Source organism: Pseudoalteromonas sp. 68 DY56-GL68, from assembly GCF_041414825.1.
Lineage (GTDB): Bacteria > Pseudomonadota > Gammaproteobacteria > Enterobacterales > Alteromonadaceae > Pseudoalteromonas.
This window is the reverse complement of record NZ_JAOCZL010000005.1, coordinates 1-13,503: the sequence shown is the minus strand read 5'-3', so window position 1 is coordinate 13,503 and position 13,503 is coordinate 1. Positions and strand designations below refer to the sequence as shown.

Below are 13,503 nucleotides of genomic sequence, written 5' to 3'. Positions count from 1 at the left end.
CTTATATGGACTCCTCCGATTGCACAAGCCTTTTTACATTAAGCTGATGTGATTGCGTACTTATATACGGACTCTAATGAGGCGCTACCTCGGTCACTTTGATGTTTTCGCGCCCTTGTGCCTTATCTGCTACACGGTATCTTCGTACACTAGCGGGTTTTCAGGCTATCAAGGGTAGGTCTCACCACTTAATGCTCTATCTTGGCTTGTTCAATTCTTCTGCTGACTAATTTTTTATTCTTTTACTTTATGCTGTCAGTATTGTCGGCTCATAATCCGTTCCATTTTTAAGTAAGGCATAGGCGGTTCTCATTGTTTTGTTTGCTAATGCAATCGCCGCGCACTTAACCCCTTTTCTTACCAGAAGGCTTTTTATCCATCGTTCTTTTTCAGTCGAGGCCTCTCTGTTTTTTAATTTACTCACTATCGAGCGAGCGCCTAAAAATAGATTTCGCCTTAATGCTCCACCTCGTCTTTTAGGTATACGGCCTATCTTTGCTTTACCGCCGGTCGAATGCTGTAGTGGTGTCACACCTGCACACGCCGCAGCACTTCTTCCATTGCTAAACTGTGTTGTGTCACCTAAAAAAGACAGGAGTTCGATAGCAGTGATTGGGCCGACTCCTTCGAGTGCCATTAAGCGTTGACAGCCATCATTTTGTTTTGCAATACGCTCGATTTGTTTTTGTAACTCTACTTTGTTGTCACACTGCTGTTGATAAAGAGCGTAACTCAGCGCAAGCGCATGTTTTAGTTCTAATGGCAGCATGTTTTCTGCATCTTCTAAAATATCGGGTATGGCTGCTTTAAATGCGGCCTCACTTTGGTTAATCACAATACCAAACTCAAGAAGTAAACCACGTATCTGGTTTGATAATTGAATCTTTTGTTTATCTGCGAGCGCCCGAACCTTACTAAGAGATTGCAATGCTTGCTCTTCGATAGAGAGAATTTTACAGGTGCGGACATTAGGCACTTTACTAGCAATGGCTATCGCAATAGCATCGTTTGCATCTGTTTTTTGGCCTTGTCTAAATGCTTTAACAAATAAAGGGTCAAGCAATATGACTTTATGACCAAAAGATTGCGCAGTACGTGCAAAATATTGAGCGCTTGCGCATGCTTCCATAACAACAACGGATGGTTTTGCTTTAACTAATAATTCAAGCAATGCTTTGCGGTTGGTTTGTTTATTAAATTTAAGTTTATTACCTTGAAACTGCGCAACTTGGAAAATGTTTTTTGCTAAATCAATAGCAATTAAATTAGACTGTGTCATGTATGGACTCCTTAATTGGTAAAAGATGTTTTGCAATTTCTTTATACCGTACTCTCCCGTTAATGGGGAGGAGTCCATACATCTGCTATGCTCTAGTATTTTGATAGTGAAATGGCATATACCGTCCACCTCTGCCATTAAGGTCACTAAAATAAGCCGTAGGCCTCAGTTTCTTCCTCTTCTTGGCTGCTTAGATGTTCTGGGCGGAATATAGCGCTTGGGTCAATGAGTAACGTATGCTTATTTTTCATTTTTATTAAACCGCGCATCATATTTTTGGTTTGTGGGTCTACATCAAAGCCGACGGACGTTAACTTATCTAAGGGTTTAATATCCTCTTTTTTAACGTTGATGTTGTCTTCTACTTTATCAACCAGTAATCCTATATGTGGTGTGATGCCATCTTTAGTAGTGAAAATAATAATCGGTTTATAGTCGAGGATTATCTGTTCTCTAGCAGACTCAAATAAACGTATTAGTTGGTTAAAGATGTGCCTCTTTTTTTCTTCAAATATATGGATTAACTTATCTTTAGGAAGGTTCTTTTGTAATTCGAGTAACTCACCAGCCATTGCATGTAGTGCTCTGTGGGGAGTATCAAATTTGTTAAGAATGTTTTGCAAGTCTTCATTGTCTGTTTTGAAGCTATTATACCACCGGCCAAAAGCGCATTTGTCAGGATCGGTTGATTGTGTAAACGCAGCACCAGTGAGCAGGCTCTCTTCTAGTGCATTTAACCAGAGTTGGTGCTCTTTTTCTTTCTCAGCTAATAAATCTGTTAACGCAGCATTTGTTTTATGAGTCGATTGGTTATTAAGTACAATTCCTAAGTCAAATATAGGAGTGGGTGTATCCATGTAGTCTTTAACGCCAATAAAGCTTTTATTTTCATTAGGTAGGGACGTAAGGTTATTTTCGTAACGTTCCGTTAGAAGAATATCGAGTATTTTAAGTGAAATGGTCTTATGCCCAACACGAAAATTAATCAGATCCATATTTCCCTCAAAGCCTTATTAAGTCTTTAAAGCATAGAACATTATTCTGATTTAGCAGTAGTTAATCTTGATTACTTTTAAAATATGAGCGATAAATTTTTTTATCACTATTACCAGTCTGCTCACTAAATAACTTTGCGAAGTCAGTATCTTCTTCAAATAGTGCATTTAACTTGGAAATTAAGCATTGATTATTTAAAGGGGGAGAGCACTTTTGAGCAGCATTAACCAGTGCAACTGCATTTAGATAACCTTCAAAAATTATGCGATTTGCCTTCCTTTGGTAGGGCTTAATGTCTTCATTGAATTGCACGCACCAAGCGTTATCACACCGATTAGGATCGGGGACGACTTCGGTGACCATAATATTGCTTGGATGCTTAATTCGCTTGTATAGTTCATGGCTTGATGCAAAAGAAACGGCGGTATAGTCGGGTGTGAAACCCTGCTGATAGCCTGTATTGATAAACTCAGCTAACGGTTTGTATGTGCCTACCATACAGATTGCAGTCGCTTTACTTTGTTTAAGTTGCGTTAGTGCCTTTGCAATATCTTCGCTATTACGTTTAAATCGGGCAACTTCAATAGGTTTTATTTCATATTTTTCTAAAGCTAAAATTAAATTGCTTTCAACAACATAACCAAATTCGTCAGCTTGAATCATTAATGCAATTTTCTCATGCTGACGTTCTTTTACTAAATAATCGACTTGTTCAGACGCTTCATCTTGATAGCTTGCACGTAGGTTAAATACATTCGGCATTGAATTATTATGTAGGAAATCTGCGCCTGTAAAAGGCATCAGAAAGGGTGTACGATGCCTATCAAGTAAAGGTTTAATGGCATGTGCAGTCGGTGTTCCCATTGAACCAAAGATTGCGTGGATGTTGTCGCTAAATAAAAATTGCCGTGTATTTACAACCGTATTTTTTGGCTCATAACCATCGTCAGCAATTATCAGCTTGATATTTTGACCATTAATACCGCTATCAGCATTTATCTTATCGAAATAAATATTGCTGCCGAAAGCTAATTGCTCGCCAATTTCTTTTGCTGGCCCTGATAGTGCTGTAGACATACCTAATTTTATAGGGGGGAGAGTGTCTTCGGCATGACCCAAAGTGGATAAAAGTGAAAGAGATAACAATATGCTCTTAATTGTCGATATTATTGAGTAGTTTAAAGTGAGCATACCAACCTTGCACTGCGGCTTTGAATTGTGTGTTTAATTCTTTTTTTCCGGACAGATTTGCTTCACTAATGAAGTGATCGGTACAGGATTGTTGTAATATTAGCCGAATAAGTATGAATTTTGTATCTTGATTGAGCAAGTTTAGACTAATTGGTGTATGCCAGATCAGTTGCCACAGTAAGGGTTGAGCATTAAATAACGAAAATTCAGAATTTATAAGGCGCTCAGCCCTGCTTAATAATACAGTTGGACATTTGCTTTGTGGAAAATGGGGTAATAATTCAGCAATCAGCTGCCAAGGTAAGTGACTAAAGTGGCCTAAAAGTTGTAACGAGAAGTCGTGTTTAAACTCACCAATGAGCTGTGTGGCTGAATGCTTCGCTTGGCGGGTAAGTGGCTTTATGACTAAAGCCGAATGTTCTGCAGTTGCTTTGTCGTAGCTAAAACCCAACTTAATGACCTTAAAACCATTACTTTGCCAAAACTTAACCAGGGATGCATTTGCGCCAAAGCTCGCACCGAAATAGTCGCAATTATCTAGTTGTTTTTCGCAGTAATTTAATAGGGCTGAACCTATACCTTGTTGATGACACTCTGGTGCGACAGCTATTCTCACAACTCTTGCAGAGCGTTTACATAAATCTTCTGTACTCTGGCTCAGTTGAGTAATGGTTTGTGCCATTAAATGGCCATGTGGTCTGCGCTTACCTATTTTAACTTGTTCTGCGATCTTAGCCGTTAAACCACCTTCAACAGCCACCAAACAAACTGCTTTTAGTGCATTTTCTTGCTTACAGATAGACAGCTGTAACTCGGGCGCATCAAGCAGTTGGCGTAAATCATTCACTGTGGTTTGGTAATGAGCCAGCGCCAGTAATGCCATTATTTGGCTAAGTAGTTGCTCATCATCAACGAGTTGTTCTTTGCTTATGTTTGCAAATTGGAATGGCTCACTACTTTGCGTGCCTGGGTACTTTGCATCGAGTAATAATAGTTTGCGTAGGCTATTTTCTAAAGGATCATGTTTGGCAAAGCGAACGGGCTCATCCAGAGTGATAGTCTTCAGTGATTTAAATTGGCTACGTAAGTAATGTAGAAAACGTAACGTGTAACCTCGGCCATTTCCTTCATAACCAACCATAGTGCTAGCAAATACGATTCGCGGATAGCTTTTCAGGATCTGTAATAGCATAGGAACCGGAATCGCCGCTGCTTCGTCGACAAATAACAGATCGCAGTCAGGTTTTTCATGTAGGAGTGTATCTGGCGCAATATAGCTAAGGTTAGCTAGTTGCTTACAATTTTGCTCTTTAGTTATACCAAGCTCAGATGCTAAATGTTTAAAGCTTGTTTGTACGGCCTTGGCTTGCGTGGCACAAATAAGGATTTTTTTATCTTGAAGATTTGCTGCTGCAAGCCCTAAAGCAGCTGACTTACCACGACCCCGGTCTGCACTGATCACAAATGGGCGATTAGCGCGCCCTGTTGCGGTTTTAATAATTTGCTCAACACATGCTTGTTGTTGCTGATAATTTATCTCAGCAGTTGCTGGCGAAATTGATTGGTAAGTAGGAAGCGAGTGCTCAGTAAAATAATGTGGCTGCAATTTTAGCTTGGCGAAAAAGCGCTGATTAAAAAAGCTGTGTTTAATCTCTTCGCCATAAGAGGTGATACTTGTGAGTGCTGGGTCTTGCCAATTATTATCATCGGGCAGCAAAAGTATCAGTATACCACCTGCTTTTACGGTACCTGCAAGCGCGGCTAGTTTATCGGCATATAAACCGCTAAAACCATCAAAAATAGCGTGTTGAAACTCTTGACCAAGAATTTGGTGAGCATGTTTTGGAAACTCACTATTTGCTAATAATGAGTTGCTACTGAAAACATAGGTATTTTTAAGCGCTAATTGGTTTGCAAACTGATGGCACCAAGTTTCGCTGCCTTGCACAATGACAAGCTGGCGATGCTTTGCAATCACCAGCTCATTACACAGTGCTGTTAAATACTCATTATAAGGCTTGAAGTCTTGCATACTGTGTTACAAGCCATTTGCTGCCTAGGTCATCAAAGTTCACTTGAATACGTGACTGTGCGCCGCTACCTTCGTAATTGAGTACGGTTCCTGCACCGAACTTGGCGTGTAAGACGCGTTGCCCTAAGTTAAAGCCACTATCTTCAAATGCAGCATGGGTTACTGATGGGCTAAAACGACCTGCAGCAGGTGGTCTAGAAACCTGTGTTTTAATTCGGATTTCTTCGATGCAGTCTTCAGGCATTTCACGTAAAAAGCGTGATGGGCTGTGGTATTTTTCTTGTCCGTATAAACGGCGACTTTCTGCATGGCTAATGTATAGTTTTTCCATCGCGCGAGTCATACCAACATAGCATAAGCGGCGTTCTTCTTCTAAACGGCCAGACTCTTCATTACTTTGTTGTGACGGGAACATGCCCTCTTCAACACCAACCATAAATACCAGTGGGAATTCTAGGCCTTTTGCTGAGTGCAGGGTCATCATTTGCACCGCGTCTTCGTGCTCATCGGCTTGACCTTCGCCAGACTCTAGTGAGGTATAGGCCAAAAAGCCCTGTAGTGGCGAGCTGAACTCTTCATCTTCAGGGAGTTCATATTGACCACAAGCACTAATAAGCTCTTCTAAGTTTTCTACACGGGCACGGCCTTTTTCACCTTTTTCAGCTTGATACATTGCCATTAACCCTGAGGTTTGAATGGCGTATTTCGCTTGCTCTTCTAAGGTGAGGTCGCTGATCTTATCTTCGATATGCTCAACAAGCTCTAAGAATTTAGTGACGGCACTCGCTGCACGGCCAGATAAGTGCTGCTGCTCGATAATAGCTTTTGCGGCATACCAAAGTGGCAATGATTCATTGCGCGCGCAATCACGGATATGGCTTAGCGTTTTATCACCAATGCCGCGGGCAGGGGTGTTAATAACGCGCTCGAAAGCAGCATCATCTTGACGATTGCCCACTAAACGTAAATATGAAAGTGCATCTTTGATCTCTTGACGTTCGAAGAAGCGCATACCGCCGTAAATACGGTATTTTAAACCTTCTTGTAGCATTGCTTCTTCGAGTACACGAGATTGCGCATTATTACGGTATAAAATGGCGGCATCTTGTAATGCATTACCCGCATTAAGCCAGCTGCGTAGTTTACTACTAACAAAGCGGGCTTCGTCTAATTCATTAAACGCAGCGTAAACAGAAATAGGCTCACCATCATTGCCGTCAGTCCAAAGGCTCTTGCCCATGCGTTCAGCATTGTTTTTGATCAGCGCATTTGATGCTTTCAAAATGGTTGCTGTTGAGCGGTAATTTTGTTCAAGGCGAATGGTTTCGGCTTCGAAGTCGGTTAAAAAGCGTTTGATATTCTCAATTTTTGCGCCACGCCAGCCATAAATGCTTTGGTCATCATCACCCACGATCATAATACTATTCGTATTACCTGCGAGTAGCTTTAACCAAGCGTACTGAATTGTATTGGTATCTTGGAACTCGTCTACCAGCATGTGAGCAAAGCGCTGCTGATAATGACGTAAAAGTGTCGGGTTATTTTTAAGTACTTCGTAGCAACGCAGTAATATTTCAGCAAAGTCGATTAAACCAGCACGGTCGCACGCTTCTTGATATGCAGCATAGACTTTTAGCATCATCTGTTCATTAACATCGTAGGCTTGAATGTCTTTCGGGCGTAAGCCTTCGTCTTTTTTAGCGCTGATATACCAACCAAATTGTTTTGCAGGCCACTTTTTGTCATCGATGTTCATCGCTTTAAGTAAGCGTTTGATCATACGTTGTTGATCGTCAGAATCTAAGATTTGAAAGCTTTCAGGCAAGTTCGCTTCGCGATGGTGGGCACGCAAAATACGGTGAGATAAACCATGGAAAGTACCAATCCACATACCACCAACCGGTGCTTTTAAGGTTTCTTCTACACGAGTTCGCATTTCTTTCGCGGCTTTGTTAGTGAAGGTTACCGCAAAGATACTGTATGCTGAAGCTTGCTCAACTTGCATGAGCCATGCGATGCGATGAACAAGTACTCGAGTTTTACCAGAACCTGCACCTGCAAGTACTAGCATATTTTGCAATGGGGCTGCGACTGCATCCCGTTGTTTGTCATTTAAGCCATCGAGTAATTCAGAAACGTCCATCGTTACGCCTTTTCAATCTATAATGGGTGGAGTATAACAGGTGTTTATGCAAGGCTAAATAAAATACTGTTTTTATAAACAGCTATTTTGGCAAGTCATTAAAATTGTAAATAAAAATTGTGAATTTGACCGATTTTTAGCAAAAAGAACTAAAATCAAAATAACGGTATTTTTTAACACTTTGATTTGTAAGTCATAATAAGTTGGCATAAAGTGTGTTTATAAAAAGTATAATCATTAAAAACTACAGAGGTTAGTATGGCAGAGCAAGGTTCTGGCGGTAATGTAATCGCAGCAATATGTAATATCTTTTTTCCTGGTTTAGGACAATTGGTACAAGGTCGTTTAATGGCGGCGATTGCATTCTTTTTAGCATGGGTTATCAGTGGCGCGCTAATTTATGTTGCGATCGGTTTTGTATTACTGCCGATTGTCTATTTGTGGGCAATTATTGATGCTGCTCGTTTTAAATCACGACTCTAGCTGTTTTACATAGCATAAACACGAGCGCCACTATGGCGCTCGTGTTGTTTAAGACCGCAAAACTCGCCACGTTTAGCTGCAAACGGTATAATTAGTGCAATAACGTATTACGAGTACTCTTCATGGAATATCAATTTATCCGCGACCCAATTAGTGGTTTACGCATTAAAATCTCTTCTGAGCACGGCGTTATTGGTCGCTGGCTGAATGAAGAAATCGGTAAAGAAAAAGTCGCAATGGTGCAAGCTTTAATTACTGCAGTGAAGAGCAGTCATGAGCCTTTAACCTTGCAAGGCCAAGAAATTGATTTGATTTTAAGTAAAGACGAAGCATTATTTGAAGCCCATGCACTACATCAAGACAACGAAGACTTAGTCGCCTACCAAGATGATGATTTAATGCTTGAAGAAGAGGGCTTATGCAGTGGCTGTGGTTTTGAAGACTTTGTTGATTTAATTGAATCTTGGCAAGAGTTTACGCAAGGGCGATAAGCAGAAACAGGTTCTGCTTATCAGTGGCTAGTTTATTGTTCATTGACTGATTTAACAGCTGCAAGTAATAAGTCTTCAGTTAAACGCACTTTATAATTTGGATTAGCATACTGAAAGTGAATTAACCCTTTTGTGTCAACCACAAAAACAGCAGGTACAGGTAAAGCCACCTTTGCTTCGCCATCTAGCGACACAAAGTTAACGCCAAGTTTATTACGATAGATTTTTGCGGTTTTATCATCCAGATAAAATGCCAATCCGAGTTGTTGGCTCAATGCCAAACTATCATCAGATAAAAGTTGATAGTTTGGGGAAGATATTTTGCTTTCAGCTAGCTTTTCTGGGCTATCTGGCGATATCGCGATAATTTGTGCATTGAGGCTTGCTAATTGCTTTTCAATTTTTTGCACACTGACTAATTGCCTTGAACAATATGGGCACCAACCGCCACGATAAACAATTAATACCGTGGTTTTTTCTTTAAAACGTTCACCTAAAGAAACGCTTTTTCCAAACTGATCTTTTAAGTCAACACTTTGTATAGTTAAGCCTGGCAGTAATGGACTAACTTGCTCAGCTGAGTTTGCAATATTCGTTGCTGTAGCTGCAATTGCTTGGCTAGATAGTACAAGTAATGCAGTAATAAGTAGTGATCTAAACATTAGGATCCTTCATGATTCTTTCTCGATTTTACAAACGACCTGTTTATAGGTGTTTTTATTTCATCAATGCCAAATTTAACTGTAGTATATAGGCAAATAAAGTTATCCACAGAAATGAAAAAATGAGAAATATTGATTTAAAGATTATAGATAAACGTTTAGGTACTGATTTCCCATTACCGGAATATGCTACAGAAGGTTCTGCAGGTATTGATCTTAGAGCATGTATTGAAAAAGATTTAGTATTAGAGCCTGGGCAAGTTGAGCTAATACCATCTGGCTTTGCTGTTCATATGAAAGATAACGGCCTTGCAGCCACAATTATTCCTCGTTCAGGATCAGGGCACAAGCATGGTTTAGTTATGGGAAATTTGGTTGGGCTTATTGACTCGGATTATCAAGGACAAATCTATATTTCACTTTGGAATCGCAGTGATAAAGTTTATAAGGTTGAAGTTGGAGAAAGAATAGCTCAGCTTGTTTTTATACCAATTGTTCAAGTTGGCTTTAATGTAGTCAGTGAATTTGATGAGTCACAAAGAGGTGAAGGTGGCTTTGGTAGTTCTGGAAAAAAATAGTTGTATATGAGGGTGATATGATTCTTGCTAAGGATTTAGGGAATAGAAAAATAGACATTACACCTTTATGTTCAGATTCGGATGAACAGGTTTCTGTTGATCTGAGCGTAGGTGATATGTACAAAAAGGCAGGGGATTCTGATTGGAGAAAGATGAATGATATTTTAACGATTCCTCCAAATAGTTGTGTGCTAATTTGTACCGAGCAAACAATAAAGATGCCAAACAATGCATTTGCTTTTCTTTCATCTAAAGGAAGCCTTGGAGCAAAGGGCCTTGTCGTTGCAAATACAAAGGTTGATCCTTTATTTGAAGGAAAGTTACATATACCTATTTTTAATGTTGGAAATAAAAAGGCTTCAATAAAAGTGAAAGATAAATTTTGTTCACTTACGTTTTTGACTACAGAGCATCCAATCATTGGTAATAGTACAAGAAATGCTATCAATATTGAGCCAAGTGAAACAAGCAAATTGAGGGACTTTTTTAGTAACAACACTCCTCATATAATTACAGGCTTAGTCTCAATTATCATGTCAGTATTAACTATTTTATTAACGAAGGCATAGCGGATGGTTCTCACTCAAACTTCACTTCAAGAGCTAGTAACGAAACAAGTTGTTACTAGAGGGAGCAAAGATGTAATCGTTGATACGACATCAATAGCGCTCCACTTAGATAACCAATTTACTAAATACGCCCCTTATAATGGAGAGCCTTTCACACCGCCCAGAAAAATGGAAACAACAACAACTACATTGGGTGAAGAAGGAAGTATTATCCTGCCTCCGAATGGTAAACTGTTAGCTTGCACTCAAGAAGTGGTTTCAATACCTAAAGATAATTTTGGTTTAGTTCAAACCAAAGGCTCTATAGCGCGAGGGTTTTTATTTGCTCATGTTTGTGACGGACAAATAGACCCCGGTTATAAGGGTAAGATCACTCTTGAACTTGTTAATATGAGTGAGTTTTATTACAAGTTGATACCAGGAATGCCTGTTGCATCTTTGTACTTATTTCAAACAGATAAAAGTATAGATAGCTACCAAGGTCGGTATCAAAATTCAATGTCACCCACAGCTATGATTTAAGGCCGTTTGAAATAAACTCGCGAAAATCGATGGTCGATAAAAAGCCATCGAACTGCTTATGCGGTTGTTGACTATCAGGGTTGGCAACTGCAAGTATATGGCCAATACCAAACTCTTTTGCCGCATCGAGCACGGCAGGGCTGTCATCCACAAATAAAGTCCGTTTCTTATCAAACTTCCACTCTTGATGTACTTGTTGCCATAATGGTTGATGCTCTTTACTCACGCCATATTGGTGAGTTGAAATTACCCCATCTAAGTAATTATCAATAGCAGTGTGTTCAAACTTTAACATGGCACAATCTGGGTGCGCGTTAGTGAGCATGATCAATTGCTTACCAGCTTTTCTAAGCTCAGTTAGAAATGGCGGTACGTCATCACGCACTTTTATTAAATGTTGAATGTCACGTTTTAGCGACATTATTGGCAAATCGAGTTGTTGTTGCCAATAGTCTAAGCAGTACCAATTAATTTGCCCATGAACTTGTTGATAACGATGCAAAATGTCAGCTTTTGCTGCGTCTAAACTGATTTTATGTTTACGTGCATATTGCTCGGGAATAACAGTAAGCCAGAAATAATTATCAAAATGCAAATCGAGTAGGGTGCCATCCATATCTAACAACACAGTATCGATTTTTGACCAATTTAACATAGGCAATTCACTTTAAAAGATTTATGATGAGCATAACTGCCATGATAGCAAATTAATGCCAATGACACAGAAAAAGCATCCTACACCACCGCAAATTTTGTCTAATGAAGTTGTCGCTAAGAGTCGACTGTTCACCGTTGAATCCCTTGAGCTGAAGTTCTCAAATAACGAGCAAAGGCAATACGAACGAATTCGTGGTGGTGGAAGAGGTGCCGTCATGATCGTGCCTGTAACGGCTGATAACGAGCTGTTATTGGTGCGAGAATATTGTGCTGGCACTAATGATTATCAACTGGGCTTTCCAAAAGGTTTAATTGATCCAGGTGAAACTCCCGAACAAGCAGCAAATCGTGAGCTTAAAGAAGAAGTAGGCTTTGGTGCTGACTATTTTGCCGCCCTTAAAAAAGTCAGCATGGCACCAAGTTACTTTAATGCCACTATGCATATTTTGTACGCCGAAGACCTCTATCCTGAAATCTTACCAGGTGATGAACCTGAGCCACTTGTTGTTGTGAAGTGGCCGATGAGTGATTGGCCGTCTTTATTGCAACAGGAGGACTTTACAGAAGCACGAAGTGTTGCAGCTTTGCTATTATTAACAAAGTACTTAGAGTCGGGAGCTACCAATGAGTAATTTTTTAGAGCCTTGCATTCGTCTAGCTGAACAAGCAGGTGATGCCATTATGGCTATTTATCAGCAAGATGATATTGGTGCCGAGCAAAAGTCCGATCATACGCCCGTAACTAAAGCTGATTTAGCATCAAATGAAGTATTGATGGCAGGATTAAAAGCGTTGGCACCAGATATTCCTATTATGTCAGAGGAAACGCCAATCCCTGCACTTGCTGACAGAAAGCATTGGCAGCAATACTGGTTGCTAGATCCCATGGATGGTACGGGGGAGTTTATTTTAGAAAGTGGTGATTTTGCGGTTAATATCGCACTGATTGAAAATAACCGTCCAGTATTAGGTGTTATCCATTGGCCAGCGAAGCACGTTACTTATTTTGCAACTTATCAGCAAGGCGCGTTTAAGCGTGAAAATGGCCAAGATCAGAAAATTTCGGTTGCAACACCTGATAATTTAACTTTAGCTGTGAGTCGTCGACAAAAAATTGAAGCGGTAAGTCAGTATTTAAATACCCAATTCGCAACGGTCGCATTAGGCTCATGCTCATTAAAAGCGTGTATTATTGCAGAAGGTAAAGCGGATTGTTTTTTACGCATAGGGCCAACAGGTGAGTGGGATACAGGCGCATCTCAAGTGATTGTTGAAGAAGCGGGTGGCTGCATTACAGATGCTGAATTTAATCCTTTAACTTACAATCAACGAGAAAGCACAGAAAACCCAGATTTTATCGTTATGGGCCACCCTGATTGGGAGTGGCAAAAAATGATAAGTCCTCACCAACGAGCTTTTTAACAGCACTTTGTGTGCTTTTTGTTCGTTTGGTGGTGTTTTATTACTATAACTCTTGATTTCTAATCTTATTGCTATATGATAGCGCTCTCTTCGAAACAAGGCATCAATAACATGCTGTTGTTACTTAGAGATTACAGGCGTGAGATGAAGCAGAATGATAAATCATTCGTCGGACTCGCAAATCCTGAAGTCGAAGGTCGTCGGTTCAAATCCGGCTTCTGGGACTCTAAACATACAGGCGCGGGATGGAGCAGCCTGGTAGCTCGTCGGGCTCATAACCCGAAGGTCGTCGGTTCAAATCCGGCTCCCGCAACCACTTCTTAAATTAAGTGAGAAGTAAAACAAACTTAATATTCAGGCGCGGGATGGAGCAGCCTGGTAGCTCGTCGGGCTCATAACCCGAAGGTCGTCGGTTCAAATCCGGCTCCCGCAACCAACTGAAATTAAAATTAATATGTAATACTAGACACGCTAAAGC

Annotated in this window: 14 protein-coding genes and 2 tRNA genes; 9 read left to right on the top strand and 7 right to left on the bottom strand. The window is 40.2% G+C overall.

The window, feature by feature from the left end; translation table 11 throughout:
• Window positions 1-247: 247 nt before the first annotated feature.
• The 5 genes from NYF15_RS00800 to uvrD all read right to left on the bottom strand — a co-directional run bounded on the left by NYF15_RS00800 (window position 248) and on the right by uvrD (window position 7,641).
• Window positions 248-1,279 (bottom strand): IS110 family transposase, encoded by a 1,032-nt coding sequence (locus NYF15_RS00800; protein WP_371352441.1) that lies wholly within the window; start codon window positions 1,277-1,279, stop codon window positions 248-250.
• A 146-nt stretch (window positions 1,280-1,425) separates the two neighbouring features.
• On the bottom strand, window positions 1,426-2,274 hold the full coding sequence (locus NYF15_RS00795; RefSeq protein ID WP_371352440.1) for a CZB domain-containing protein: 849 nt from the start codon (window positions 2,272-2,274) through the stop codon (window positions 1,426-1,428).
• A 61-nt stretch (window positions 2,275-2,335) separates the two neighbouring features.
• Window positions 2,336-3,466 carry an ABC transporter substrate-binding protein gene (locus NYF15_RS00790; RefSeq protein ID WP_371352439.1) on the bottom strand — a complete coding sequence of 377 codons (1,131 nt, stop codon included), beginning with the start codon at window positions 3,464-3,466 and terminating at the stop codon, window positions 2,336-2,338.
• Complete coding sequence (locus tag NYF15_RS00785; protein ID WP_371352438.1) at window positions 3,429-5,498, bottom strand: GNAT family N-acetyltransferase; 2,070 nt, start codon at window positions 5,496-5,498, stop codon at window positions 3,429-3,431. Before NYF15_RS00785 ends, NYF15_RS00790 begins: the two co-directional genes overlap by 38 nt.
• On the bottom strand, window positions 5,476-7,641 hold the full coding sequence (uvrD, locus tag NYF15_RS00780) for a DNA helicase II (RefSeq protein WP_341803648.1): 2,166 nt from the start codon (window positions 7,639-7,641) through the stop codon (window positions 5,476-5,478). The genes NYF15_RS00785 and uvrD overlap by 23 nt, the downstream gene beginning before the upstream one ends.
• 258 nt (window positions 7,642-7,899) lie before the next feature.
• Between uvrD and NYF15_RS00775 the strand changes: the two genes are divergently transcribed.
• Together NYF15_RS00775 and NYF15_RS00770 are read left to right on the top strand one after the other, a co-directional pair.
• Complete coding sequence (locus NYF15_RS00775; RefSeq protein WP_130149110.1) at window positions 7,900-8,124, top strand: hypothetical protein; 225 nt, start codon at window positions 7,900-7,902, stop codon at window positions 8,122-8,124.
• Between the two features lie 122 nt (window positions 8,125-8,246).
• Complete coding sequence (locus NYF15_RS00770; protein WP_371352437.1) at window positions 8,247-8,615, top strand: YacL family protein; 369 nt, start codon at window positions 8,247-8,249, stop codon at window positions 8,613-8,615.
• Window positions 8,616-8,647: 32 nt separating this feature from the next.
• Here NYF15_RS00770 and NYF15_RS00765 read toward each other — a convergent pair whose 3' ends face one another.
• Window positions 8,648-9,277, bottom strand: coding sequence for a peroxiredoxin-like family protein (locus NYF15_RS00765; protein ID WP_371352436.1), 630 nt, complete (start codon window positions 9,275-9,277; stop codon window positions 8,648-8,650).
• A 122-nt stretch (window positions 9,278-9,399) separates the two neighbouring features.
• On the opposite strand from NYF15_RS00765, the gene dut reads away from it, so the two are divergent.
• The 3 genes from dut to dcd are packed head-to-tail and all read left to right on the top strand — an operon-like array spanning window position 9,400 to window position 10,946.
• Window positions 9,400-9,855, top strand: a complete 456-nt coding sequence (dut, locus tag NYF15_RS00760) for a dUTP diphosphatase (RefSeq protein WP_371352435.1) — start codon at window positions 9,400-9,402, stop codon at window positions 9,853-9,855.
• 17 nt (window positions 9,856-9,872) lie between these two features.
• Window positions 9,873-10,424, top strand: coding sequence for a hypothetical protein (locus NYF15_RS00755; protein WP_371352434.1), 552 nt, complete (start codon window positions 9,873-9,875; stop codon window positions 10,422-10,424).
• Window positions 10,425-10,427: 3 nt separating this feature from the next.
• Complete coding sequence (gene dcd / locus NYF15_RS00750) at window positions 10,428-10,946, top strand: dCTP deaminase (protein ID WP_371352433.1); 519 nt, start codon at window positions 10,428-10,430, stop codon at window positions 10,944-10,946.
• Here dcd and yrfG read toward each other — a convergent pair.
• Window positions 10,936-11,601, bottom strand: coding sequence for a GMP/IMP nucleotidase (gene yrfG / locus NYF15_RS00745; protein ID WP_371352432.1), 666 nt, complete (start codon window positions 11,599-11,601; stop codon window positions 10,936-10,938). The two genes, dcd and yrfG, sit on opposite strands and share 11 nt — an antisense overlap.
• A gap of 61 nt (window positions 11,602-11,662) precedes the next feature.
• On the opposite strand from yrfG, the gene nudE reads away from it, so the two are divergent.
• From nudE to NYF15_RS00725, 4 genes are all read left to right on the top strand, one after another.
• On the top strand, window positions 11,663-12,235 hold the full coding sequence (gene nudE, locus NYF15_RS00740) for an ADP compounds hydrolase NudE (RefSeq protein WP_371352431.1): 573 nt from the start codon (window positions 11,663-11,665) through the stop codon (window positions 12,233-12,235).
• The gene (gene cysQ / locus NYF15_RS00735) at window positions 12,228-13,025 is read left to right on the top strand and encodes a 3'(2'),5'-bisphosphate nucleotidase CysQ (protein ID WP_237119888.1); all 798 of its coding nucleotides are present in this window, start codon (window positions 12,228-12,230) and stop codon (window positions 13,023-13,025) included. The genes nudE and cysQ overlap by 8 nt, the downstream gene beginning before the upstream one ends.
• 239 nt (window positions 13,026-13,264) lie before the next feature.
• Window positions 13,265-13,341, top strand: a tRNA-Met gene (locus NYF15_RS00730).
• A gap of 43 nt (window positions 13,342-13,384) precedes the next feature.
• Window positions 13,385-13,461, top strand: a tRNA-Met gene (locus tag NYF15_RS00725).
• Window positions 13,462-13,503: the final 42 nt, after the last annotated feature.

Bases quoted from the DNA above. Each gene is read 5' to 3' on its own strand.
- dut (WP_371352435.1), top strand. From the start codon at position 9,400: ATGAGAAATATTGATTTAAAGATTATAGATAAACGTTTAGGTACTGAT.
- cysQ (WP_237119888.1), top strand. From the start codon at position 12,228: ATGAGTAATTTTTTAGAGCCTTGCATTCGTCTAGCTGAACAAGCAGGT.
- nudE (WP_371352431.1), top strand. From the start codon at position 11,663: ATGACACAGAAAAAGCATCCTACACCACCGCAAATTTTGTCTAATGAA.
- NYF15_RS00800 (WP_371352441.1), bottom strand. From the start codon at position 1,279: ATGACACAGTCTAATTTAATTGCTATTGATTTAGCAAAAAACATTTTC.
- NYF15_RS00755 (WP_371352434.1), top strand. From the start codon at position 9,873: ATGATTCTTGCTAAGGATTTAGGGAATAGAAAAATAGACATTACACCT.
- NYF15_RS00775 (WP_130149110.1), top strand. From the start codon at position 7,900: ATGGCAGAGCAAGGTTCTGGCGGTAATGTAATCGCAGCAATATGTAAT.
- NYF15_RS00770 (WP_371352437.1), top strand. From the start codon at position 8,247: ATGGAATATCAATTTATCCGCGACCCAATTAGTGGTTTACGCATTAAA.
- NYF15_RS00795 (WP_371352440.1), bottom strand. From the start codon at position 2,274: ATGGATCTGATTAATTTTCGTGTTGGGCATAAGACCATTTCACTTAAA.
- NYF15_RS00785 (WP_371352438.1), bottom strand. From the start codon at position 5,498: ATGCAAGACTTCAAGCCTTATAATGAGTATTTAACAGCACTGTGTAAT.
- yrfG (WP_371352432.1), bottom strand. From the start codon at position 11,601: ATGTTAAATTGGTCAAAAATCGATACTGTGTTGTTAGATATGGATGGC.
- uvrD (WP_341803648.1), bottom strand. From the start codon at position 7,641: ATGGACGTTTCTGAATTACTCGATGGCTTAAATGACAAACAACGGGAT.
- NYF15_RS00765 (WP_371352436.1), bottom strand. From the start codon at position 9,277: ATGTTTAGATCACTACTTATTACTGCATTACTTGTACTATCTAGCCAA.
- dcd (WP_371352433.1), top strand. From the start codon at position 10,428: ATGGTTCTCACTCAAACTTCACTTCAAGAGCTAGTAACGAAACAAGTT.
- NYF15_RS00790 (WP_371352439.1), bottom strand. From the start codon at position 3,466: ATGCTCACTTTAAACTACTCAATAATATCGACAATTAAGAGCATATTG.